This window comes from Bradymonas sediminis (assembly GCF_003258315.1).
Taxonomy (GTDB): domain Bacteria; phylum Myxococcota_A; class Bradymonadia; order Bradymonadales; family Bradymonadaceae; genus Bradymonas; species Bradymonas sediminis.
Map to the genome: position 1 here is coordinate 4,228,184 of NZ_CP030032.1, position 24,297 is coordinate 4,252,480.

21 protein-coding genes and 2 tRNA genes are annotated in these 24,297 nt (G+C 62.9%); 12 read left to right on the forward strand and 11 right to left on the reverse strand.

Annotated elements, in window-relative coordinates; genetic code table 11:
• On the reverse strand, window positions 1–990 hold the full coding sequence (locus DN745_RS15895) for a cbb3-type cytochrome c oxidase subunit II (RefSeq protein ID WP_162687725.1): 990 nt from the start codon (window positions 988–990) through the stop codon (window positions 1–3).
• A complete protein-coding gene (locus tag DN745_RS15900) occupies window positions 983–2,491 on the reverse strand; it encodes a cbb3-type cytochrome c oxidase subunit I (RefSeq protein WP_111336329.1) in 1,509 nt (502 codons plus the stop codon). Before DN745_RS15900 ends, DN745_RS15895 begins: the two co-directional genes overlap by 8 nt.
• Before the next feature lie 304 nt (window positions 2,492–2,795).
• Between DN745_RS15900 and DN745_RS15905 the strand changes: the two genes are divergently transcribed.
• The 7 genes from DN745_RS15905 to DN745_RS15935 all read left to right on the forward strand — a co-directional run bounded on the left by DN745_RS15905 (window position 2,796) and on the right by DN745_RS15935 (window position 11,533).
• Window positions 2,796–3,497, forward strand: a complete 702-nt coding sequence (locus DN745_RS15905; protein WP_111336331.1) for a helix-turn-helix transcriptional regulator — start codon at window positions 2,796–2,798, stop codon at window positions 3,495–3,497.
• 197 nt (window positions 3,498–3,694) lie between these two features.
• Window positions 3,695–4,390 carry a hypothetical protein gene (locus DN745_RS15910; protein WP_133622144.1) on the forward strand — a complete coding sequence of 232 codons (696 nt, stop codon included), beginning with the start codon at window positions 3,695–3,697 and terminating at the stop codon, window positions 4,388–4,390.
• A gap of 160 nt (window positions 4,391–4,550) precedes the next feature.
• Complete coding sequence (locus DN745_RS15915; RefSeq protein ID WP_133622143.1) at window positions 4,551–5,888, forward strand: hypothetical protein; 1,338 nt, start codon at window positions 4,551–4,553, stop codon at window positions 5,886–5,888.
• Window positions 5,889–6,053: 165 nt separating this feature from the next.
• Complete coding sequence (locus tag DN745_RS15920; RefSeq protein WP_133622142.1) at window positions 6,054–8,852, forward strand: hypothetical protein; 2,799 nt, start codon at window positions 6,054–6,056, stop codon at window positions 8,850–8,852.
• 80 nt (window positions 8,853–8,932) lie between these two features.
• Window positions 8,933–9,616, forward strand: coding sequence for a deoxynucleoside kinase (locus DN745_RS15925; RefSeq protein WP_111336337.1), 684 nt, complete (start codon window positions 8,933–8,935; stop codon window positions 9,614–9,616).
• Between the two features lie 7 nt (window positions 9,617–9,623).
• Window positions 9,624–10,625, forward strand: a complete 1,002-nt coding sequence (locus DN745_RS15930) for an ABC transporter ATP-binding protein (RefSeq protein WP_111336339.1) — start codon at window positions 9,624–9,626, stop codon at window positions 10,623–10,625.
• Window positions 10,622–11,533 carry an ABC transporter permease gene (locus DN745_RS15935; RefSeq protein ID WP_204355020.1) on the forward strand — a complete coding sequence of 304 codons (912 nt, stop codon included), beginning with the start codon at window positions 10,622–10,624 and terminating at the stop codon, window positions 11,531–11,533. The genes DN745_RS15930 and DN745_RS15935 overlap by 4 nt, the downstream gene beginning before the upstream one ends.
• 81 nt (window positions 11,534–11,614) lie before the next feature.
• Here the strand turns inward: DN745_RS15935 and DN745_RS15940 are convergent.
• The 5 genes from DN745_RS15940 to DN745_RS15960 form a co-directional block, all read right to left on the reverse strand.
• Window positions 11,615–11,688, reverse strand: a tRNA-Met gene (locus DN745_RS15940).
• Window positions 11,689–11,733: 45 nt separating this feature from the next.
• Window positions 11,734–11,807: transfer RNA gene (locus DN745_RS15945), tRNA-Met, on the reverse strand.
• A 114-nt stretch (window positions 11,808–11,921) separates the two neighbouring features.
• Complete coding sequence (locus tag DN745_RS15950; protein WP_111336340.1) at window positions 11,922–12,896, reverse strand: pseudouridine synthase; 975 nt, start codon at window positions 12,894–12,896, stop codon at window positions 11,922–11,924.
• A 234-nt stretch (window positions 12,897–13,130) separates the two neighbouring features.
• Window positions 13,131–13,841, reverse strand: coding sequence for an SMC-Scp complex subunit ScpB (gene scpB / locus DN745_RS15955; protein WP_111336342.1), 711 nt, complete (start codon window positions 13,839–13,841; stop codon window positions 13,131–13,133).
• Window positions 13,841–14,704, reverse strand: a complete 864-nt coding sequence (locus DN745_RS15960) for a segregation and condensation protein A (protein ID WP_111336343.1) — start codon at window positions 14,702–14,704, stop codon at window positions 13,841–13,843. Before DN745_RS15960 ends, scpB begins: the two co-directional genes overlap by 1 nt.
• A 152-nt stretch (window positions 14,705–14,856) precedes the next feature.
• Between DN745_RS15960 and DN745_RS15965 the strand changes: the two genes are divergently transcribed.
• Window positions 14,857–15,552, forward strand: coding sequence for a hypothetical protein (locus DN745_RS15965; protein WP_111336345.1), 696 nt, complete (start codon window positions 14,857–14,859; stop codon window positions 15,550–15,552).
• 14 nt (window positions 15,553–15,566) lie between these two features.
• On the opposite strand, the gene DN745_RS15970 is transcribed toward DN745_RS15965, so the two are convergent.
• Together DN745_RS15970 and DN745_RS15975 are read right to left on the reverse strand one after the other, a co-directional pair.
• Window positions 15,567–16,934, reverse strand: a complete 1,368-nt coding sequence (locus DN745_RS15970) for an HD domain-containing protein (protein ID WP_111336347.1) — start codon at window positions 16,932–16,934, stop codon at window positions 15,567–15,569.
• Between the two features lie 31 nt (window positions 16,935–16,965).
• Window positions 16,966–18,699 carry a methyltransferase domain-containing protein gene (locus DN745_RS15975; RefSeq protein ID WP_111336348.1) on the reverse strand — a complete coding sequence of 578 codons (1,734 nt, stop codon included), beginning with the start codon at window positions 18,697–18,699 and terminating at the stop codon, window positions 16,966–16,968.
• Window positions 18,700–18,902: 203 nt separating this feature from the next.
• On the opposite strand from DN745_RS15975, the gene DN745_RS15980 reads away from it, so the two are divergent.
• The 4 genes from DN745_RS15980 to DN745_RS15995 all read left to right on the forward strand — a co-directional run bounded on the left by DN745_RS15980 (window position 18,903) and on the right by DN745_RS15995 (window position 22,821).
• Entirely contained in the window at window positions 18,903–19,301 is a 399-nt protein-coding gene (locus DN745_RS15980; RefSeq protein WP_111336350.1) for a TraR/DksA family transcriptional regulator, read from the forward strand.
• Between the two features lie 270 nt (window positions 19,302–19,571).
• Window positions 19,572–20,843 (forward strand): ATP-dependent Clp protease ATP-binding subunit ClpX, encoded by a 1,272-nt coding sequence (gene clpX / locus DN745_RS15985; RefSeq protein WP_111336352.1) that lies wholly within the window; start codon window positions 19,572–19,574, stop codon window positions 20,841–20,843.
• A gap of 256 nt (window positions 20,844–21,099) precedes the next feature.
• A complete protein-coding gene (locus DN745_RS15990) occupies window positions 21,100–21,741 on the forward strand; it encodes a hypothetical protein (protein ID WP_111336354.1) in 642 nt (213 codons plus the stop codon).
• Between the two features lie 102 nt (window positions 21,742–21,843).
• Window positions 21,844–22,821 (forward strand): universal stress protein, encoded by a 978-nt coding sequence (locus DN745_RS15995; protein ID WP_111336355.1) that lies wholly within the window; start codon window positions 21,844–21,846, stop codon window positions 22,819–22,821.
• 7 nt (window positions 22,822–22,828) lie between these two features.
• Here DN745_RS15995 and DN745_RS16000 read toward each other — a convergent pair whose 3' ends face one another.
• Window positions 22,829–23,491, reverse strand: a complete 663-nt coding sequence (locus DN745_RS16000; RefSeq protein ID WP_111336357.1) for a pyroglutamyl-peptidase I family protein — start codon at window positions 23,489–23,491, stop codon at window positions 22,829–22,831.
• 20 nt (window positions 23,492–23,511) lie between these two features.
• The gene (locus DN745_RS16005) at window positions 23,512–24,297 is read right to left on the reverse strand and encodes a biotin--[acetyl-CoA-carboxylase] ligase (RefSeq protein ID WP_111336358.1); all 786 of its coding nucleotides are present in this window, start codon (window positions 24,295–24,297) and stop codon (window positions 23,512–23,514) included.

A 24,297-nucleotide genomic window follows, 5' to 3' on the forward strand; every position in this document is an offset into this window, starting at 1 on the left:
TTATTTTTTGTCCAGGGTCGCGCGGATCTTTGCGACATCCGCCGGGGTCACCGTCGGGGCGTCATTTCCCCAGCTGGTGCGCTCGTGATTGACCACCGCGGCGATCTCCTTATCGTCAAGAATCGCGGCGAACGCGGTCATCGGCGAGGCGTAGGCGACGCCGTTGATCTCCTTGCCCTGCAGGCCTTCCAGGACGATGCGGATATGGTCGCTCGGGTCCTCATCAATCACCACCGGGTCACCGACCAGCGGCGGGAACACCCCGGGCATCCCCTGGCCTTTGTCCTGGTGGCAGCTCGCGCAACTTGTCGCGTAGACCGACGCGCCGAGGTCACCGCCGCCCTTGTCATCCGCCTTCGCGCCGCCCTTCTTCGCCCCCATCGCGCTCCCTTCGGGAAGCGGATCTTGCTTAAGGCTGAGCAAATACGCGACCAACGCCTCGCTCTGCTCCGTGGTCACCACGGCCCTGCCGTTGGCCGGGCCAAACCCCTCGGGCAGCTGCACCACGGTCTGGCCGGGGCGCGGGGTGTCGACCTCCTTGAACAGCCAGGGGTGCGAGGGCATCACCGAGTCCGGCACCACCGTGCGCGGGTTATAGAGATGCATATTCTGCCAGATCTCACTGGGCTGGCGCTTGCCGATATTGGTCAGGTCCGGCCCGGTGCGCTGCGAGCCGAGCAGAGACGGCGCCTGCACAAACGCATCCTTGGGCTTGAACCGGGCAAAGTCAGCCGGCACCGCCGGGCGCCCGAAGACCTCGTCGGAGGGCACCGGGCGCACCTGCTGGGTATGACAGGCCACGCAACCCTCGCTGATATAGATATGCTGGCCGAGCTGCTCCTGCTCGCTCAGCTCGCGCGACCCCGGCAGGGGCGCGTTATTCTCCTGGGCCCAATAGGCCGGGCCCACCGCCACGATCAGGCTCAACAATAAAAAGACCGCAAACGAAGCCCCGTAGAGCGCGCGCGCATTCGTATGAAAATTAAGCATTCGCCACCTCCACATTCGCCGCAGCATCCATCACCTGCTCACATTCGCCAGTCTCGTCGGGCGCCGGCGCGGCCGCGTCTTCCCCCTGTTTTTTGGGCAGCATATGCCAGAAATTATAGGCAAAGAGCAGGTGCGACACGAACATCAGCGTCCCCCCCACCGCCCGCCACAGCCAGAACGGCGCCATCATGCGCACCGACTCCATAAACGCCTCGCCGGCGATCCAGCTCACCCCTTGCAGGTGCCCGCCGATCGACAGCGAAACCCCGTAGATGCCGATGCCCACGAAGGCCAACCAGAAGTGCACCCCGACCAGCAACTGCCGCGGGTTGCGCCCGGTCATATGCGGCACCATGCCGTAGATACCCCCCCAGATCATGAAGGTGATGAACCCGTACATCGAGAAATGCGAGTGCCCCACCGTGAAGTTCGTAAAATGCCAATACAGGTTGGCCGTGCGCAGCGCCTCAAGCGAGCCCTGCAGCGACACGAAGCAATAATAGAAGATCCCCGCGGCCAAAAACGGCAGGGCGTAGCTCTTGCGGATCATCGACCACTTGCCGCGCGCGGTCAGCGCGAAGTTCGCCGTCCCCGCCACCACCGGGATCACCATGCCGATGCTGAACACAATCGCCACGGTCTGCAGCCACCAGGGCACCGGGCTGAAGATAAAATGATGGGTGCCGATCATCGTATAAAAGAGCAGCTGCGTGGAGAACGCCAGCGCCCCCAGCGAATACGAGTAGATCGGCGTGTTCAGCAGCTTGGGCACCAGATAATACGCCATCCCCAACACCATCGGCGTAAACCACATCCCCACACCCTGGTGCATATAATAGCCCTGGATAATCGTCTGCCCCATCCCCTCCTGATACCCCGGCAGGTACGCGATCGTCGCCAGCACCGTGGTCCAGATGATCGCCGAGAGGATCCACCAATTCGAGATATAGATCTCGTCGGTCTGGCGCGACTCGATGGTGCGGTAGAAATTGTAGCCGGTCAGCATCAACGCCAGCGCAAAGGGCAGCATCGCCGGCCAGATATACTCGCGGTACTCCTGCCCGCCGTTATTAACCCCGGCCAATAAAAACAGCGTCCCCACCACCACCGTCAGGTTGATCAGCCCCAGCGCCACCCAGGCCAGCGCGTAGGAGTGCAGGCGCACCCGGCTGGTCACGGTGACCACGTAGTGGCCCAGGCCGAGCATCCCCAGCGACGCCCACCCCCAGAAGACCATATTGGTGTGCACCGGGCGAAGCCTGCCAAACGACAACCACGACACCTGCGCCATCTCCGGCCACACCAGCGCAAACCCCATAAACTCGCCGATCAGCGTTCCTATTACGAGCCAGACGGTGGCGAAGGCCGCATAGGCCAGCACGATCCGGGTCATCCGCGGGTCCACGCCGGCCCCCTGGCTGACCGCCACCTTGGCCACCGTTAACTGCCGATTCGCCGGCCCCACACGGCCCTTCGCCGTGATGATTCCTTCCGTTGTCATACATTCTCCCGGACATAATTATGATTTTCCCATCGACTCAAAGCGCGGCCCAAGCGTGCGTTCAAACTGCGATACATATCGAAATCAGGCCTTAAAATCGTTCAACACCTCCCCTTCCTAACGGGAATATCGCCGCGCCGTCAACTTAAACTCGCAAAATTACGAGTTTAATTAATTTTCGCGCCGTTACGATTTGCAGAACCCACCGCGACTGAGCTAGGTTGAACCAGCAGACCGATGGTCGGTCACAGCATCCAGGCCACCAACCGTGGCCCTTCAGACCCCCTCACGCGCCAAAGAAGCTATGCCGAATAACCTCCTCAACATCCTCTCCGCCTCACGCACCGAGATCGTTTTATTTGTGCAGAGCCGCGGCGACGTCAGCGTCGAAGAGGCATCCAGCGCCCTGGGCCTGGCGAGCACCACGATCCGCCAGCACTTCGACCGCCTCGAGGCGCAGGGCATCCTGGAGTTTGAGAGTGTACCGTCCGGGCGAGGCCGGCCGACCTCGCGCTACCGCCTGACCGCGAATGGGCGGCGGCTCTTCCCCAGCCAGGACGGCCGCCTGCTCGGCGCCGTCCTCGACTTCATGCTGCGCGAGGGCTACCCCGGGCTGGTCAACGACGTCTTCATCCACACCTGGGCGCAGCGAAAAGAGCGCCTCCTCGCCCTCTTTGCGGCCGCCGGCATCCGCGCCGAAGACGCCCTGACCGACGACCCATCCCCCGAGGTCATGGCCCAAAAACTCGCCGTCATCACCGACTTCCTCAGCCAGGAGGGCTTTATGTCCAAGGTCGAGCAGGACGGCGATTGCGTGCGCATCAAACACCACAACTGCCCCTTCAGCGAGGCCGTGCGCGCCACCAAGCTCCCCTGCCGGCTCGAAGCCGAACTCTTCGAGCAAATCCTTGGCGGCACCGCCACCCGCCTCGACTATATGCCCGACGGCGACACCGCCTGCACCTACGAGTTCAGGTTCGGTGGCGACAAAACGCCGACCGATTAAAACGCCTCTTTAACACACCGCAAACCCACCACGCTCCGCGGGGGCAACAGTAGTCCTCCGCCGCTAGTAGGGGGGAGGAGACGACGTAGCGAAGCGGAGTCGGCGGAGGGGTGAATCAGACGGACCGCCAAAACATCTTTGTCGCCCCAAAAATATCGCGCTACCATACACTCAATATTACTTCTGCCTGGATAAATATGATGCACATCCTTCGCCCCAACCATCGCCGCTCACTCATCGCGCTCGCCGCCCTCGCTACGCTCCTCGCCACTGGCTGCGCCACCACCGGCGAGGCATCCTCGGACGCCGCCGACGACGCGGCCACCGCCCAACAAACCGCCGACGACGCGGCCACCGCCCAACAAGCCGCCGACGACGCGCAAGCCGAGGCCCCCAAAGGGCCCTTGCGACCGACGCGCGCCCAGCTTGACAGCCTCGCAAAGGCTACCTTTGAGCAATTAGCGGCCACGGATTTGGCGCAAGGTTGGGACGAGGCAGCCGGCACCGACGAGGCCGCAGTGGTCCTGCTCGCTCCCTTTAAGACGACGCGCGCCGACCTCGCTATGAGCACCGAATCGATGAGCTCAAGAATTGAGACTAGCCTCGTCAATGATTCGGGCGCCGATGTGTTGGGCCCTCCGGGTGAGCAGCTCTACGAACTCTTCGATGGCACGGAGATCCCGCGGTCGACTCCGGAGCAACACCCCGACTTCGCGGAGCTCCTGGATCGCGCCTATATTATCCACGGGACCTTCTCCGAGGTCGAAACGGATGCGGACACCTCCGACTTCACGCTCACGCTGCGTGTCCTGAAGTCCGGCCATGACGGCCCGCTCGCTGAGAGCAGCGAAACGATCACCGTGACCCGCGAGGCTCCGCTCACCGGCGAATAACTGGCGTTTATGCTTCACGAGGGTCCGCGAAGCGCCCGACCGCCAGACTGACCGCCAGACTTGCATTCCAACCAAGCCCGGTGGTAATTCAGCCGACGAATGGATTTCGACCCGCTCGCCGAGCGCTGTCCGGCCGGAGACACCGACGCCAGGACCCATGATGAAAATTGATATAATTGTTTGGAAAGCTTCGCTTATTTGCTCGCTCACCCTCGTCGCCGCCATGGGCGTGCTGACTGGGTGCGATTCCTCGATCGAGGGATCTTTGCCGCCGCGCGACCAACTTCATTATCCGGTGGGGCTGACCTTTCATCCCGACGGGCAATATTTTTATGTGGTCAATAGCAATTTTGACGCGCGCTACCGGCCCAACGCCGGCGGCAGCGTCAGCGTGATCGACGCAAATACCCTTGAGATACGCGACGCTCATTCGCCCTATTTGCCCTCGTTCGGGTCAAATATCGTGCTCAACGACGACGCCACGCGCGCCTATGTGACCGCGCGGGCCCAGAACTCCGTGGTGGCCTTCAACGTGGCGAGCGACGGCAGCGCGCTGTATTGCAACGACAGCCAGGGGCAGGCGACCTCCAACCCGGCCGCCTGCATCATCAACCCGGCGCTTGAGAAGAACGCGAGCGCGACGGTCCCCGATGATCCCTTCGACCTGGCCGTCTTCAGCGTGGACCGCCCCGAGGTGGGCACCGTGGACGTCGTGAACCTGGCGCATCTGGCCGGGACCCAGGTCTCCTCGATCGCCCTGCCGGGGCGCGACCTTTCGGGCGCCAATATCCAGAGCGCGCCGCTGCTGCGCGGGGCCAGCGCGATCACCCAGCGCCCGGGCACCCGCGACCTCTATGTGGCCGGGCGTCGCACCAATCAAATCGCGATCTACCAGCCCTATATCAACGACCTGGGCAAGGTCGAAGCGCTGCTCGCCCGCGGCTCCTTCGCCCTCAATAATGAGGCCGAGATGATCGACGCGCGCGCCATCGTCTTCGAAGACGACGGCCAGCGCTTCTATGTGCTCAGCCGCAACCCGAACGCGCTTTATATCGTCGACGTGGTCCCCGCCGACCCGGCCACCGGCGCCGGCCGGGCGCACCGGATCGTCGGCTCGATCCCGCTGCGCAGCCAACCCGGCGGCATGGCCCTGCACACCACACCGCAAGGCCAGCGACTCGCCTATATTACCAGCGCACAGGACCGCTCCATCCAGGTGCTCGACCTGGAATCGCGCACCATCCTCGACGAGATTTTGCTCAGCGCCGAGCCCTACGATATCGTGATCGAGCCGCGCATCTCGGGCTGCGCCACCGCCGAGCAACGCTGCCGCGCGTTCGTGACGCTCTTTAGCGACACCCCCAAAAGCGACCAGAAATGCAGCGACGCCGGGGGCGGCTGCGGGTCGGTCGCGGTCATCGACATCAACCCGCTGCACCGCGACACCGAATTGCCCGAATTATCGCGCTATCATTCGGTCATCAAGAAGATCTACTAATCCGCGCCGCGAATAATTCGCGCGGAAATGATAGACAAAAAGGCGCCGGCGAGCACATTTGTGGCACGCCGCCCGCCGCAGCAAATATTGCAAGTCGCCGGGTTTATAAAAACCGGCGCTATTAAATTTGAGATGGGTGTTTTACGCCAGGGACCGGATTTGTTTTTGCGTACATTATATAAATTAAATAAATTCAGCGCGCTCACCCTCGTCGTCGCCGGCCTCGTGCTCGCGGCGAGCAACGTCTCCTGCGGCGATGACACCGCGGCCCAGCCCGCAAGCCTGCAGGGACCGCGCGCCTTTGCCCTGGCTCAAGGCCCCGTTTGCCTGACCGGCCAAGCGTTTAGCGGCGGCGTCACCCGCCCCAACGTCGGCGCCTGCGCCGAGGGCGCGCGCGGGGCGATCGGCCTCATCGCCAACCAGAACGGCGACAGCGTTTCGGTCGTCAATATGAGCAAAACCGGCGCCACCGACGTGCCGGAGCTCATCAACGTCGACGCGACCATCCCGGGCGTCAGCGGCATCCCGGTGGGCAAGACCCCCACCGACGTCGCCGCCGGCAACGGCGCCACCGCCTTCGCCTTAAACCAGGCCGACGCCTCCGTCTCGGTCATCGACCTGTGGAATCTGCAGGCGTTGCCCAAGACCATCGACTTCGACGCGGCCCCCACGAAGATCGCATTGAGCACCTCCGCCGACGCCGCCACCCTGGCGGTCGCCCTGGGGCATCCCGCGCGCCTCTGGCTCCACGAAGCCGTCGACTGCGCCTGCCCCAGCGGCTCGAGCAGTGAGTGCACCGCCGACGAAGTGATCTGCGACGCAGTGCCCACCCAGGCCGACGGCCAAGAGCTCGCGCTGCCCGGAAACGTCGCCGATATGGCCACCATGCCCGGCGGCGAATTGCTCTATATCGTCTACACCGACCAGCCCTATGCGTCAGTCGTGGCGCTGGGCGACAGCGTCCCGGCCGACTTCGGCGCGGGCTGCTTAGACAGCGGCGCGGCGCCCTGCGAGGTCGCCCGCGTCGGCCTGACCTTCGAGTGCTCCAACGGCGTGGACGACAACGGCGACGGCCTCATCGACGCCGACGACCCCGCGTGCACCAGCCCGCGCGGCGCCGAGAACGCCGACGGCATCGCCCGCAGCCCCCAGGGCCGCGCCGAGCCCGACGCGCGTCCGCTCGGCTTTAGCTCCGTGAGCGCCGACGCCTTCGGAAAATTCGTCTACGTGGTCGACCGCGCCAATAACCAGGTCATGGTCGTCGACGCGACGCGCCACCAACTTATCGACGCCTATAACGCCGGCGGCACCGACCGCACCGCGTTTGCAAGCCAGCTCGGCGTCGCCGTGCCGCCCGCCCCGATGGTGGTCGCCGGCCGCGTCGAGCGCACCCTCGTCTGGCAGGACCCGAACGCCGCGACCTGCGACCCCAAGGGCACCTGTGAGCACGCGATCGTGCGCTACCGCTACGGCGCCTCCGTGGCGACTGACTCCGGGGCGAGCTTCAACGTCCACGCGCTCACAACCTATTGCGAAGTCAACGACGCGATCATCTCCTCCAGCGACTTCTTCGCGGGCTCCGAGGCCCTGGAAAACTCCGCCGAGATGAATTGCCTCAGCGTGCCCGAGTTCCCGCTGCAATACGACGAACAGGCTTGCAGCGCCCTCGAAATCTGCACCTCCTGCGACCCGGCCAACGCCTCCTGCGCGCTGCCCGACGGCCAAAGCTGCGACGACCTCGACGCCCTGCGCACCGCCTGCTTCGGCGATCGCCTCGCCGAGGAAAATAACGTGCGCCTGGCGTATAACCCGACCATGCAATTGCAGGACGCCACCGGGCGCGAAAGCCGCGTGCGAAGCCTCGGCACCTGCACCACGCCCGATAGCTACGCCTCGGCGATTCGCCAGGCCTCGACCGGCCCGGCCGACACCAGCTGCACCTCGATCCTTCGCCCGCAGCCGGTGCACCCGCAGACCAGCGACGCCAAGATTCGCGCGGTCGAATTCTCCCGCGCCGACCTGCTCAAGCGCAGCACCCTGCTGCCGGCCGGCGGCGACCAGCTTAGCTCAACCCAGCGCACAAGCCTCGAAGCCGCGCTCGGCCCGATCGGCGACTCCGACGTGGTCGACCTGAACCTGTTGACCACCGATGACCGCGCGATCGTCGCCGAGTCCTGGACGGTCACCTGGGAAGGCGTCATCCCGAACACTCGCCGCGACGACGGCCTGGTCGACGCCGACACCCCCGGCGAGATGCGCTCTGCCGGGCTCAACCTGTGCAATAACGGCGTCGAAGTCGGCGATCGCCTCACCATCTTAAGCGCCCCGGTCTCGGCCGACGGCTCCGGCGACGCCCTCCCCGAAGCCTGCCAGGTATTCGTGGACGAAGACACCCGCCGCGACTTCCGCACCTGGACCATCACCGACGTCAGCGCCCACGACTTCACCCTCGCCGTCATCGACGAAGACGGGCGCTACGCCGCCGAGCTGCCCTCGCGCGACTGCTTCGCCCAGGGCGTCGACTTCGAGATCCGCGCCCACGACGAGTGGATCGTCGTCGGCGATCGCAGCGGCTTTCTGTCGCCCAATACCAGCGTGCAGGGCGTGTGCGAGCCGGTGTTTGGCGCCGACAACCCGCGCGTCAGCGCGCGCGTGAAGACCGGCGAGCTCTTCGAGGGCCCCTATTTGACTTTTATGATGCACCCCGGCGAGGCGCTGGGCGAGGACGGCGAACCCATCACGCCCATCCGCGACGAAGACCGCGAGTTGTCCTACCGATTCGCCGTCGAGCGCAACTTCCGCGCCGACGAGCTGACCACGACCACGATGCTGCCGACCGATATCATGCTGGCCGAGGGACTGCCCACCGGCCCCTGGCTGATCATCGCCGACCCGACCAGTGACTTCGTCTTCTTCAGCAACTTGAGCCGCCCGCGCCGCGACGGTTCCTTTTTGATGCAATAAACTCGAGCGCCCCGCACCTGCGGGGCCTCGTTCCCGATGAAACGCTTCCGCGGGAAGCACACCTACGCCAGAGAATCCCGATGGCTGACGCCCTGCATATCACTGAGATCGACCGCAGCCAGAACTCCCCGCGCCGCGCCGCCCAGAGCAACGATCCCCGCCGCTATATCGCGGTCGCCGGCAGCATCGGCGCCGGCAAAAGCTCGATCGTCGAGTTTCTAAGCCAGCACTTCGACGTCCAGCCCTTCTTCGAGCCCAACGAGGATAACCCCTATCTCGAGGATTTCTACGAGGATATGGAGCGCTGGAGTTTTCATAGCCAGCTCTATTTCCTGGGCGCCAAATTCAAGCTGCACAAAGAGCTCGACGCCTCGCCGCAGAACGTCATCCAGGACCGCACGATCTGGGAGGACGCCGAGATCTTCGCCCAGAACCTGTACCAGCAGGGGCAGATGAGCGCGCGCGACTGGCAGACCTACCGCAACCTCTACGAGTCGGTGCAGGGCGAGATTCGCGCCCCCGATGTCATGATCTATCTGCGCTGCCCGGTCAAAACCGTGCGCCAGCGCATCGCCATGCGCGGGCGCGAGATGGAGCAAAATATCCCAACCGAATACCTCAACCGCCTGCACAAGCTCTACGAGAATTGGATCGACGCCTACGATCTTTCGCCGCTGGTCATCTTGCCCACCGACAAGCTCGACTATGTGACCAACCTGGTCGACTACCACGAAATCGTCACTGTGATCGAAAAATACCTCTAAGGAACCCATGGGATCGACCTACCAAGCGCCCTCCTTACTCTCGGTTCAGAACGTCACGAAACGCTATGGGGAGCTCACCGCGGTCAACGATATGTCGCTCGACATCGTGCCCGGCGAGATCTTCGCCCTGCTCGGGCCAAACGGGGCGGGAAAGACCACGCTTATCGGCTGCATCTGCGGCATGATCACGCGCTTTGACGGCAACATCACCGTCGCCGGCTTCGACGTGCGCGACGACTACCGCCTCACCCGCCGCCTCATCGGCCTGGTCCCCCAGGAGCTCAACTACGACTCCGCCTTCACGGTGCGCGACGTCCTCGAGTACCAGGGCGGCTATTTCAGCGCGCCGCCCACCCCCGACAAGGTCAACGAGATGCTCGAGCGCTTCTCGCTGGCCGACAAGGCCGACCGCAACACGCGCGGGCTCTCCGGCGGCATGAAGCGGCGCCTGATGATCGCCAAGGCCCTGATGCACGACCCGGTGCTGCTCTTTTTGGACGAGCCCACCGCCGGGGTCGACGTCGAGCTGCGCGAGGAGTTGTGGGAGTTCGTGCGCGACCTGCGCGACCGCGGCACCACCATCGTGCTGACCACCCACTATATCGAGGAGGCCGAGGCCCTGGCGGACCGCGTGGGCATCGTGAACTTCGGCAACCTCCTGCGCGTCGCCCCGCGCGAGGTGCTGATGGAATCCCTCGGCCACCGCAGCGTCGAGGTTCGCCTGCACGAGGCGATCCCGGCCGACTTCATCGCCCAGATGGACGCGCTCAACCTCGAAAAGGCCGGTCCCAAGACGCTTATGCTCCATATCGACCGGCGCGAAGAAGACGCCCCGGGCCCCGGCCCCACCGACCGCCTGCTGCGCGCGCTCTTCGACGCCGGCCTGAGCATCGAGCGCGTCGACGGGCACCAGACCTCGCTGGAGAGCATCTTTCGCCAGATCATCGAGCAGGATAACTCAAAGACCCCAGACGCCCCTCAAATCCACCCTTCGCCGGAGGCCCCGTGAGCCCCGCCCCCAAGCCCCAGGAAGACAGCCCTACTCGCCCCGTCGGCGCCCCACCGGCCGCCGCCGAGCGGGCCGCCCGCGCCCGCATCGCCGAGCTCACCGTGGTCGCCCAAAGCCAGGGCTGGTTCGGCGCGTGGACGCTCTTTCGAAAAGAAATCCACCGCTTCTGGAACGTCGCCAGCCAGACCATCGTGAGCCCGGTCGTCACGACGATGCTCTATTTCCTGGTCTTCGGCTATTCACTGGGCGGCCGGCTCAAAGAGGTCGAGGGCGTGCCCTATATCGACTTTTTGGTGCCCGGCCTGGTGATGCTCTCGCTGATCAACAACGCCTTCGTGAACTCGGCGTTCTCCTTCTTTATCAATAAGATCCACGGCACCATCGTCGACATCCTGGTGACCCCGCTCACCCACCTGCAGTTGATGGCGGGCTACACCGGCGCGTCCATCATGCGGGCGATGCTGGTCGGCTCGATTATCTGGGCGGTGGCGATGCTCATGGGCGCAGACCAGGTGGTCGCGACCCTCACCGGCCCCAACGCGCTCCTGCACATCCTCATCACCCTGTCGTTTATGCTGCTCACCTCGCTGGCCTTCGCGCTGGTCGGGCTGACCACCGCGATCGTCGCCGAGGACTTCGACCATATCAACCTGCTGCCGACTTTTTTGCTCACGCCGCTGACCTTCTTGGGCGGCGTCTTCTACTCCATCACCATGCTCCCGGCGCCCTGGGATATGGTCTCTCGCTTCAACCCCATCCTCTATATGGTCAACGGGATTCGCTACGGGATGACCGGCATCTCCGACGTCCCCTTATGGCAGGGCTATCTGGTGGTCATCGCGCTCGACCTCACCTTCGCCGCGATCGCCTGGTGGCTGCTCTCCAGCGGCAAGACGATCCGCGAATAAGCGCGCGCGAATATCAGCCCAACAAGAATAGAAAAAAGCCGCGCAGTCCAAGGACTGTGCGGCTTCTTCGTGCTGCGATAGTGGCGGGGGCAGGATTCGAACCTGCGGCCTTCGGGTTATGAGCCCGACGAGCTACCTGGCTGCTCCACCCCGCAATAAGGGTGTTACTCTGTCCGGAAATCGTGAAGCAAAAAAAAAGATGGCGGGGGCAGGATTCGAACCTGCGGCCTTCGGGTTATGAGCCCGACGAGCTACCTGGCTGCTCCACCCCGCATCAAGGTCGCGTACTTACTTTCCGGTGCGACCGGGAGCAGGAACCTAGGGCAGGTTCCGCTCCCTGTCAAGCGCTATTTATGTATTTGGCCAATTCGGGGCCAAATACTTTTCATTAGCGCCCTTTCTTCGATGAACCACTGCGCGACTTGCGGCCCATACGCTCGCGACGCTTCGCCGCGTTGCCCTTGGCCGTATAATCTTTGCGCGACGATTTGCTCTTCGAGGCGCGCCGCGCCTGCACCTTGGGGCTGGTGCGCACATCGAAACGCCCGTGACGCTTCTTGCGCTCCCGCTCACGCTTCTCGGCGCTGCGGCTCAGCTCCGCCTCTTTGGGCAGGTCCTGATTCACGGCCTCATGAAGCGCCGCGATCTCATCGGGGGTCAGCGGCCGGTACGAGCCCGACGGCAACCCGTCGATCGTCAGATTCGCCATCGCGTAGCGGCGCAGCTTCATGACCGGATAGCCAATCGCCTCACACATGCGCCGAATCTGGCGGTTCTTACCCTCACTGATGATGAAATCGAGCCAGGTATTATTGCCGTTATCGTTGACGACTTCGACAAAGGCCGGCCGCGTCATCACCCCATCCAGGCGGATACCCTCGCGCAACGGCTCAAGCTCGCGCGAGTTATTCTTGAGCATCCCGCGCACTTTGACGGCGTATTGCTTCGAGACCTTGCTGCCCGGGTGGGTCAACTTGTTGGTCAACTCACCGTCGTTGGTCATCAGCAGCGCGCCGGACGAATCCCAGTCCAAGCGCCCCACCGGCCACACGCGCGGCATATTGGCGGGCAGAAGATCGGTCACGATCATTCGGTTCTGCGGATCATCAAGCGTCGTGACGCAGTTCTCGGGTTTGTTCACCAGCAAATAAATATATTTATTCACCAGGTTCACGACCTCCCCGTTAACGCGAATCTCGTCGCGCTCCGGATCAATCTTGGTGCCCAACTCCCGACAAACCTTCCCGTTCACCTGAACACGCCCCTCCAACATCATCTCCTCGCCCTTGCGACGGCTGCATACGCCGGCACCGGACAGGAATTTTTGGACACGCATTTCTTCGGAATTTGGTTGCTTCGACATGATTTTCCTCATTTATAGAGTTTCGGCGCCCTCACGGCGCGTGATTGTTAGTGCCTCTTTTGAACTATTTTTTTGGAAAGTCAAGCCAAGGCGGCGTGGGGTCCCCAAACCCACCACCTCGCCGATCCGCAACCGGCCCCCGGCCGCTGAACGCGGCCAGCCCCCAGGCTTCGCTCAGGGGCTTAGTTCATTGCCCCGGCAACGACCTCGCCGATCCGCATCACCTCACTCACCTCACTCACTACCACCCTCTTCCTCCCCGGCCATCTCATCGGCATAGAGCTCATCGAGCGCCTGCAGCTCATCGGCGCTCAGGTTGGGAAGATCCTCGAGGCTCGAAAGCCCGAAGAACTCCAAAAACCGCGGCGTGGTCCCCAAAATATGCGGGCGACCGATATCGTCGAGGCGCCCGACCGTCTGCACGAGGTCATGCTCCTCAAGGGTGCGCAGCACGCCCGAGGAGTCGACGCCGCGGATCTCCTCGATATCGGCGCGGGTGAGCGGCTGGCGGTAGGCGACGATGGCCAGGGTCTCCAGGGCGGCGCGCGATAATTTGCGCGGCGTGGCGGCGTACATCTGGCGCACCGAGTCGCGAAACGCAGGGTTGGTGCGCAGCTGAAACCCGCCGGCGACCTCGACCAGGTGGATGCCGCGGTGGGCGCCGCTATATTCGAGCTTCAGGTTCTCGAGCGCGCCGTTGATCAGCGGGTGATCCTCTTCGGGCAGGCATTTTAAGAGCATCGCGCGGTCGAGCCGCTCGGTGCTGGCAAGCAGCAGTGCCTCAAGCGTCGCGCGCACCCGATTAAAATCGTCGAGCCCCGGCGCCGCGGCCGACGCGCCGCCCTCAGGCGCGCTGCTCGCCGCGACGGCGCGCGCCTCCCGATTCCCGTGCGCCTCGGGGGTCGGCGAGGAGCCGGCGCGGGTTTTTGGATCGCGTTCAGCCATCAGCCTGCCACCACCGTGTCGGGAAGATCGAGGGTCTGACTGACCTCCACAATATTGATGACCGCGCGCTCAATATAGAGCTGGTCGCCGTCGATACGCGACTGCATCAACTTCACGATCTTGCGCTTGGTCATCTCCAAAAGCGCCAAGAACACCGTCACCACCCGGTAGCGGCTGAAGTCCTGCATCTGGCCGTCCGGGCGCACAAAGAGCTCCTCAAACGTCACGCGCGGGCGCTCCTGCAAGAGCGTGGCGACGTCGACCATAACGCTGCGAAGCGTGAGCTTCTCGCGGGTCATCTCGACCACCCAATTGGCGTCCGTCCCCTGTTTTTTGGCCAGGCGTTTCAGCGCGTTCACCAGGCTCGAAATCCCAACCTCTTGCAGCAAGGGCGGGCCCGTGTCGCGGTAGTCCTCGGGGTTCGCCCGGTGCAAAAACACATCGTGCTCAAGCTTCGGCAGCGCGTCGATCTTTGAGGCCAGGATCTTAAAGCGTTGATACTCGATAAGCCGGCGCACCAGCTCCGAGCGCGGGTCCGGGCCGTCTTCTTCCTCATCGCTCTCCTCGACCGGCAGGAGCATCTTTGACTTGATATAAATCAGGTCCGCCGCCATCTCCAACCACTCCCCGCCCAATTGCAGATCGAGCGATTCGAGGTGATTGATCACGCGCAAATACTCCTCGGTGATCAACGCGATGGGGATATCGAAGATGTCGACCTCGTGCTTTTTGATCAGCTCGAGCAGCAGGTCCATCGGCCCTTCGAAGGCGTCGACGCGCACCGCCAGCGGCCCCGGGCTCGAGGCGTCCGGCGTCCCACCCTTCGGGGCAGCTTTTTTGGATTTTTTCGCGTCTCTGGCCATATCACTTCGGCTCAACAAATGCGGATAAGCCCGCGTAGATCCCTGTGATTATATCGCCGAACCCGGGGGGAACGCAAAAATTTAGTCTCTGCGCCCAAGCTATGCTATTTCTGGGCGCAGAATCTCCGCGCCCAGATCAGATATAGGACGTCGTGACGCCCCCAAAACTTTCGCAAAACCTACTCGCCACGCTCCTCCTGGGAGCGTGTCTTCTCGGCACCACCGGCTGCACCATTGGCTACCGCTACCACCATATCGACGACGCCACGCTCAGCGAGCGCGGCACCCGCGGCGACATCAAGGGCGGCGGGCATATGGTCGAGCTGGGGCTGGTCTTAGACGTGCGCTATCTGCGCCTGGTGATGCCCTATATGGGGGCGAGCTACGAGATGGAGTTGCAGGCGAGCGACGGGGCGCAGGTGGCGCAGAGCACCATGATCGAGAAGCGCGGCTTTCGCCTCGATGTGCCGGCCCTGAGCATCTGGAACGGCAAAACAGGATGGGGGCCCGGGTACCCGGGCATCATGAAGCATCGCCAGAGCGTGGAGATATGGCTGAGCGCCACCGGGCGCGTGGACGACCCGCTGCTCGGCTTTGCCGACCTCGGCCTGGTCTATTATCACCACGACCTGGTCGCGGTGCGCGCTTTTGGCGGCTGGGGCGGCGCGCCATTCAAGCAAACCAGCAGCACCTACGGGCTCGAGAATCGACGCCCGGAGTTCTGGAAGACCAGCGCCACCGGCCCCACCGGCGGCGTCGAGCTCACCATCGGCGCCGGCGAGCAGGCCCTGGACTTTATTATGTACTTTCTGGGGACCCAGAAGAAGATCGAAGACAAGATGCGCTGACCCACACGCGCACCTCAGCCGGCATACACCGGCTCCAGGACCAGGCGATCCCGCAGCTCCGCGGGCACACATAACCGCACAATCTTATAAGAATCTCGCCCGAGCAGATGCACCATATCGCTGCGCTGCTCGATGGGCGCCGCGCGCCCGTCCGGGTCGACGATCGGGATATGCGCCCCGATATCGCCGTGGCGCGGGTCATAGGGCTTATATGGGGTGTCATAGGCGTGGTCGGTGAGCACGAAATACTCCGGGTCTAAGCCCATCTCACGGGCCAACTCCCCGGCGCGGTCCAAGATGCGCGCGATCCACACCGGGTCCGAAATCCCCAGGTCGATCGTCTTATAGAGCTCGCGGTCGAGCAGCCCCGCCGACAGGCGCGACAAGATCGGATCGGCGTCATTTCGCCACTGCTTCAACGCGATCCAGATATCGGTGTCATCCAGCGAAATAAACGCCTCGGTCCCCAGCCGCTCCCCCGCCAGCAAGCTCGCCAGGCCCGGGCTGAGCGCCGCGCTAAACGCATAGCCCTCGCGCAGCAACGCGGTCGCCCGCGCCACCACGGCCTCGAGCATCTTATCGGCCGCGCGCACCGCCTTATGCAGATAGACCTGCTTAAACATATGAAAGCGCGCCATCAAATACCCCTCGACCGCCTCGCGCGCCCGATAACTCACCGCCAGGCGCCGGCTCAACGGCGACGCACCCCCGTCGCTCTCATAGGTCTGGAGCATCGTCAGGATGCGCTCAAAATCGTAGAGCCCGATCTTCACCCCGGTCGCCACGCCGTCGCGCTGGATATAATCAAGCCGGTCCGCGTCGAGCTGGCTCGACACGATATCCAGCAGCACATGCTTCTCGGGCGGAAACTCGCTGCGCGGCCCAAAATAACTGGCCACCGTCGCCGGCAAATCCGGGTCATACTCGGCCAGGATCGGATAGATATCGCCCGCCGGGTCACAGACAAGCTGCGCGCTATAATTCTCGTGATGAATCAGCGTCACATTCTCAATCGCGTGGCTAAACGGCCCATGCCCCACATCGTGGAGCAGCGCGGCGCACAGAACCTCCATGCGCTCCGCCTCCCCAAACCCGTGGTCAAGGGCGTCGAACATGCGCCGCGCCACATGCGCCACGCCAATGCTATGGCCAAAACGCGTGTGCTCCGCCCCGTGGTACACAAGATTCGCGAACCCAAGCTGGCGAATCCGGCGCAGGCGCTGAAAGGTGCGCGAGCGGATCAGACGAAAGAGCGTCGCCTCCACCGGGTCATCGAGATCAAAGGCGATGATATTATGAACCGGGTCACGAAAAATCTTCGGCCGCGAGGGCGTCGATCGTTTTGTGTTGTTGTCGAGCATATCTTTCTTCGTATCTTTCAAGCGCGTTCCACAGGGCAAAGTTATCGTGGGATTAGCCCCCCTGGGGGACCTCTTCGAGGATCGCCCGCGGCAGGCGCATCATCGCAAGAAATTGGCCCGGCACGGGGGCGGACTTCCACTTTTGATCGACCTTCGCCCCCACGCAATGCAGGGCGAGGCGGTCGAGATAGGCGTGGCGCTCGGCCAGGTGATTGGCGTTGCGGTCGCCGAAGTCCGGGTCGCCGAGCACCGGGTGATTCCAGGCCCGAAAGCGCCGGCGAATTTGCGCGTCGTCGAGGGTCTCGGCGTGGATGCGCACCACCGAATTGCCCTGCACCTTGCGAAGTCGCTCGATCTTCACCTGCTCCTGGGTCGCGCCGTTCTTCTCGGCGGCGCGCGCCTTTTTGGAGCGGTCGAAGGGCAAAAAGCCCTGCCCCGGCACCGTGCCCGCGACGACCGCGATCCACACACTCTCATCGACCTTATCGGGCAGCGCCGACGGCCCCGAAACACCCGGCGAAAACCGGCGCCCCTTGAGCGACTGATAGGCGCGCTCATACGACGGCGTGGTCGCTTCACCCGTGCGTTTGAGGACGACCAGCGTCTCGACCTGGTCGGTCTGCGGCATAAAATCGAAGGCCTCGACGCGCTCGACCGCGAACCCCTGGTCTTGCAGGCGGTCCAGGTCGCGGGCGAGGGTCTCGGGCTCACAGGAGAGGTAGAAGACGACCTCTGCGCCCACCTCGGCCACCGACGCGACGGCCTGGGGCGACATGCCCGCGCGCGCCGGGTTGGTGATGATCGACACCGCGGTGCCCTGCGGAAGCGCCGCGACGCGCTCCTGAATCCAGGCGACCGCGTCGTGGTCATCGGCGGCCAAAAACTGCCCGCGAAGCCCGGCCTTTTCGGCGTTCAGCTTGGCCTCTTCGATCGCGGATTCGGAGATATCGAAGCCAAGAATATCCGAGAATCCCGCGCCCTCAGCGGCCATCTCTGCCAGCGCGATCGCGTGGGTGCCGACGCCGCAATAAAGGTCGACGAGCACGCCATTGTCGACCATCGCGGGGCGAATCGCAGGATAGACCGCCTCGAGCTGCTCGAGGTTCACCTGGAAGAACGCGGTCGGCGGCACGGCCAACTCGGCGATCTTCGCCTCGCCCTCGCCCGCGATCTTCAACCCAAAGCTCAAGCAGGCGTCGCCGCCAATTACGCGCTGCTCGCCGGACAAAACCGACTGATTTCGCTCCGCCGAAATATTGAGGTGCAGCGCCACGTTTAGCCCTTCCAATCGGGACTCAAGCTCGCCAAATAGTGCGAGCGCGGCCGCCTCGATGGACTTGATTTCATCGGCCTTAGACGCCGACCCGGCCAGCGTGATCATCACGGCCTCCGAGCCCCCTTTGGCCGGACGCCCGGCGGTGCAACGCACATCGACAAAGCGGGCAAACGCGCGCAGCCCTTCGTTGGCGAAGAGCAGCGGGCGCAGGGTCGCCAGCGCCGCCTCGATTTGAGGATGATGCGCAGCGCAGCTCTGAACGGCGACGACGTCGCGCCCCTGTTCTTCGTAAAACCCCAGCAGGGCCTGGGCGTGCGCGGCCGTTGAGTCGACCACCATGCGCGCACGATTTCGGTAGCCGCTTTGGCGCGCTGATGCTAGAACCGCTGCGACCTCCACGCCTTCGAGGCGAGGATGCGCGGCAAACGCCCGCTCGACTCGCTCTTTTTTGGCGACAAGTTGGGCATCATAAGGTGTGTCCTGAAGAGGGCAGCTGGGGCAATCCGACATTATATTTTGTCCGAGATGAAGTTGGGTATTAAGTAGCACTCGCAAGCGTGGCCAGAACGCACGGGGCGCTGAATTATTTCATTTCCTGCCTATCACACGGCACGAATCCGGCGCAGCACCCCCGATTAGCCCGAATTAGCACAGTCTGCACGCATAGAATACGCGGCACACGCAAAAATGACGCAACGATAAGGAAGCAAACTATGAGCAAATTGAGCCCAGAAGCCCTAAATAAGATCCGCGAAGACCTCCAAAAACGCCGCGATGAGCTGGTCGGCGAGAGCCTGTCGACCCAGAGCGATATTCGCGAGGCCGACGCCACCCGCGGCGGGCGCGACTCCCTCGACGAGTCCTCCACCGAGCAGGGAATCTCGGCGCAGATCCGCCTGGCCGACCGCGACCGCAAGCTCATCCGCAAGATCGACGACGCCCTGGAGCGCCTCGACAGCGAAGATTACGGCGAGTGCGAGGAATGCGAAGAGCCCATCAATGAGCGCCGCCTCATCGTTCGCCCCATGGCCACGCTCTGCATCGACTGCAAGGAAGAGCAGGAGCGCCAGGAGGCCCGCAATAAGATTCGCCCCGGACTTATCGACGAGTAATTCGTCACCGGGCTTGATTCTTGGCGCTATTTCCATTCAACTTCGGACATCGAAATGAATCGATTCTGGAAGTCGCAAATTGGGATCGTTTTTCCCGACGCCCGATTCGTTGATGGTTGGAGTAAATAGACGCCCCCGTTGGTTTAGTATATGGATCGAGCCTTTCGAAGACGCACGGTTTCCGAGTAAACCGCGTTCTTTATAAACTAGAAAACTCCGGCTGATTCCAAAGCGATCAGCCAGTTTTAACTTTTCAAAATACGAGTCGAGATGAAACCGACTGATTCAAATAGTAAGGTGCGCTGCTCTTTTTGTGGCAAAGAAGCGCGGGACGTGCGCAAACTCATCGCCGGGCCCAAGGTCCATATTTGCGACGAGTGCGTCTCCTTATGCCGCGAAATCATTGAAGAAGATCGCGAACTGACCCCGGCCGAAAAGAAGGGCCTGGAGGATATGCGCCCCCGCCAGATCAAGGCGTTCTTGGACGAGCATATGGTCGGCCAACACCTGGCCAAGCGCGTGATCTCGGTCGGCGTTTATAACCACTATAAGCGAATCATGGCCGATGAATTGGCCCTGGAAACGCCCGATATGTTCGACGAAGAAGACGAAGGCGTCGAGCTGACCAAGGGCAATATCCTGATGATCGGGCCGACCGGCAGCGGCAAGACGATGATGGCGCAGTCGCTGGCTAAAAAGCTCGACGTGCCCTTCACCATCGCCGACGCCACCAGCCTCACCGAGGCGGGCTATGTGGGCGAAGATGTCGAAAACGTCATCAAAAACCTGTGGCTCGCCGCAGACCGCGACGTCGAGGCCGCAAGCCGCGGCATCGTCTGCGTCGACGAGATCGACAAGATCGCCAAGGGCGGCGCTTCTCCCTCCTCGACCCGCGACGTCGGCGGCGAGGGCGTGCAGCAAGCCCTGCTGAAAATGGTCGAGTCGACCGAGGTGATGATCACCCCCGAGGGCAGCCGAAACCGCCCCCAACAGGAGTTCATCCAGGTCAACACCAGCAATATCCTCTTCATGTGCTGCGGCTCGTTTGACGGCCTTGCCGATATCATCCGCCGCCGCCTCGGTGAGCAGCGCATGGGCTTTGGCTCCGAGCAGAAGAAGCAGGAGATGTCGACCTCCGAGGTCCTCAAGCATGTGCGCCCGCATGACCTGGTGAAATTCGGCCTCATCCCCGAGTTCGTCGGCCGCTTCCCGGTCATCGTCACCTTCGACGAGCTCGACGAAGACATGCTCGTCGACATCCTCTGGAAGCCCAAGAACAGCCTGGTCAAGCAATACCAGAAGCTCCTGGAGATGGAGAATGTGAAGCTGCGCTTCCAGGACGACGCCATGGTCGCCATCGTGCGCGAGGCGATCAAGCGCAAGACCGGCGCGCGCGGGCTTCGCTCCATCATCGAGGAGATCATGCTCGACGTGATGTACGAGCTGCCCAGCCTCGAAAACGTGCGCGAGTGCGTCATCACCGCCGAAGTGCTCACGCACAAAGAAAAACCCATGCTGGTCTACGAAAAGAAGACCGCCTGATTCACCAATTCACGCGTCAGACTCTTCGCGCCCCGCGGCGCTTTGGTCTGGCGCGTGAATTGTCTTTTGACCGCGGCTCGTGATAATACGAACCCACGGATAGCGCTTCGAGCATCCTTTTAATTTTTTGGTGGGCATGCCGCCTCGAAATGCCGGTATTTTTCGACGTGATGCCATAAGTAATTGATATACTGCACAGTTTGGATCGCCCGTGAAGTCGACAATGCATACAAAACTCAATAAAAATCGTCTCCGGATGCCTTTCAAACCCCAGAACGCCCGGCTGTTCTCAAGCACCTTGCTGATCGTGGGCCTGTCGGTCACCAGCCTCAGCGCCATCGGTTGCGGCGGGGACCAGGGCGACAAAGCGGCCCAGGACACCAAGACCAAAACCAACGCTCAACACCGCCCCGACGGGCCGGCCGGCGAGCGCCATCGCTTTAACTCCCTCAACAACACGGGCCTTCAGGTCGAGACCGCCGACCTCAACGAGGACGGAAAGCCCGACCAATTCACCTATCGAAACGCCAAGGGCATCGTGCGCGTCGAGCGCGATATGAACTTCGATGGCCAGATCGATATCTGGCAATATTTCGACGCCACCGGCGAGCTTATCGAAGAAGAGATGGACCTCGACTACGATAATAAGATCGACCTGGTCGCTTATTATAAAGACGGCATCGTCGCCAAGAAGTCGATGTCGGTGGGCTTCGACGGCGCGTTCACCATCGAGAAATTCTACGACAGCGAGGGCAACCTGCTGCGGGTTGAGCGCGACCAGGACAACGACGGCGTCACCGACCTGTGGGAGTATTACGACAAAGACGGCAAACGCGAACGAGTGGGCTGGGACACCGACGGAGACGGCACTCCCGACGAGTTTGACCAACTCCCCTAACCCGAATCACTGCCGGGACGCCGCGCCCTGCGCCGCGCCCTGGCGGCCTTTAAAAATCACACGCGCGTACACCACGACGTATTACTTTGACGTATCAATCTCATGTATAAAATTGAGCAGGTGTTGGTCCCGGTTGACTTCTCAGCCTTCAGTCGCGCTGCGTTGGCCTTCGCGCGAACCAGCGCCGACACCCCGCCGCGCATTCACCTCGCCCATATTTTGGAGCCCTGGCGCCCCTATCTTCGGCGCGCGTTTTTCCCCTACGCCGCCCTGGGCGAAGACGACGTTGAGTTCGAGCAAGAGCTGCTCGACGAGGCGCGCGACGCCCTGCTCGAACACCTCGACGTCGACCTCGACAAGCAGAAATACATCGCGAACCTGACCCTTGAATACGGAAATATCAAGGACGACCTCAGCGCCCGCGTGCGCAGCGTTGGCCCCGACCTGGTGGTCATGGGCGCCTTCGGCGAGGGCGGGGTGCAGCCCTATATGCTCGGCTCGAGCGCCGAAAAACTGCTGCGCGCCGTGCAATGCCCGACGCTGCTGGTGCGCAATTTCGAGCTCGCCCCGCGCGTCAAACATATCGTGGTCGCCGTGGATTTGAGCCCCAATAGCGTCGATATCGTCGCCCACGCCCTGGGCTTCGCCCTCCACGTCGGCGCGACCCTCGAGCTGGTCTACGCCCTGCCTGACCCGCTCACCCACGACACCAATAAATTGCTCGCGCGCACCCTCGAATTTAACCCCAACAGAGTCCTGGAGCGCTCGCGCTCGCGCATCGAGGCGCTCTTCGACCGTATGGTCGACCAGGTCGAGGTTAACTTCCCGGATATCGAGCACGCACAGGAACTGCTGTCGGCGCGAAAGGTCGTCGTGGGCGACCCGGCCACCGCGCTGGTCAAGCACGCCGACGCGGTCAACGCCGACCTCATCGTCGTCGGCGCGCATAACACCGCCACCTCGACCAACCGCCAGCTCGGCCGCGTCGCCTGGACGGTCGCGCGCAGCGCGCCCACCCACGTCATGGTGGTCCCGCCCCAGCACGCGGTTTCGCTGTTAGATAGCGACGATAACTCCTAAGCCGCCCTCAAACCCGGGCGTCGCCTTCTGCTAGATAGCGGCGAAAACACGCCGCGACCTCGGCGCCCAATCGCGAAGCCTCGACCGCCTCAAGCGCCGGCACATGCACAAAGAGCACCTGCGTCTGCACCCCGTGGGCGCGCGCCTGGGCAGCGGCGCGCAGCGAGTGATAATAGATCGCGTTGCACACATAATCCCCGGGGTCCTGACTCACACAGGCGTCCAGGCCACATACCGGCGCCCCGGACTCGGCGAAAAGCTCGGTCAATCGCGCGACGTCGACCCCCGTCTGATAATTCTCGCGCCCCTCTTCGATAAGAATCCCATCCAGACTTTTGCGCACCCCGGCGTCCGCCGAATCCGACGTCTTCCCTCGCCGATTATACGCAAAACCCTCAAACTTCAGCGACTTAGAACTCGCAGCCAATCCGAAGTGTACGATCAGGTCGGGGGCCGAAACGCGGGCGTCGTCCGCGCGCGAAAAGACCCGCCGGGTAAATTCCCGCGCGATATCAAAGCTCACGTCGAGGCGCTCGGCGCGGCAGGCGAAGTCCTCGCCCAGCGCCCCGGCGAACGCCTTTGCGACCTCCCAGGACGGGTTATCGGTGTGACTTAAAAAAGGGCCAAAGCCCGTGGCGAGCACCGAGATTTCGCACGCATCATCCGCCATGACCAACCCCTCAAAAAGACTTATTTATCAGCATCTTGCATCGAGAACCGAACCTCTCCCGCGTGCATATTCTGCGTCACTCCGTCGACCTCGACGAGCAACCCGCCGTCGTCCGAAATCCCGCGCGAAATCGCGTCCACCCACGCGCCATCTCGCAGCACCGAGACCACGCGCCCCTCGGTGCGATCATACGCCCGAAGCTCGTCGAGGATGCTCGCGTAGCCTCCGCGGGCGTAGCGCTCACTATACTCGAGCACGCGCCGACGAATGCCCTGCAACAAGCCCAGGCGGTCGAACTCACGCCCCGCCTCGATCCGCAGACTCGTCATGATCTCGCGCAACGCATCGGGGATCTGGTCGGCCTCCAGGTTCACGTTGATCCCAAGCCCGACCACCACAGACTCAAGCCCCTTTGGACCCGACACCGCCTCGCTCAAAATACCGCCGACCTTTCGCGTGCCAATCAGCAGGTCATTGGGCCATTTCACCCAAAGATCCACGCCGCATTGCTCGCGGATAAAGCCGCACACCCCCGCCGCCGTCGCCAGCGTCAGCCCCGACGCTCGGCTCGCCTCGATCTCCGGGCGAAGAAGCACCGACATATAGAGATTCGCGCGCTGCGGCGAAAACCACACCCGCCGACCGCCGCCAACCTCGCGGCGCCCCCGGCCCTTGGTCTGATAATCCGCCGCCCAACACGCGCCATGCAACGCCTGCGCGGGGCCTGCGGCCAGCGCCAGATCGTTGGTCGACCCAACCTCGTCGAAGAGAAAGACCGGCGGCAACTTTTCGGACTCATTCGTCAT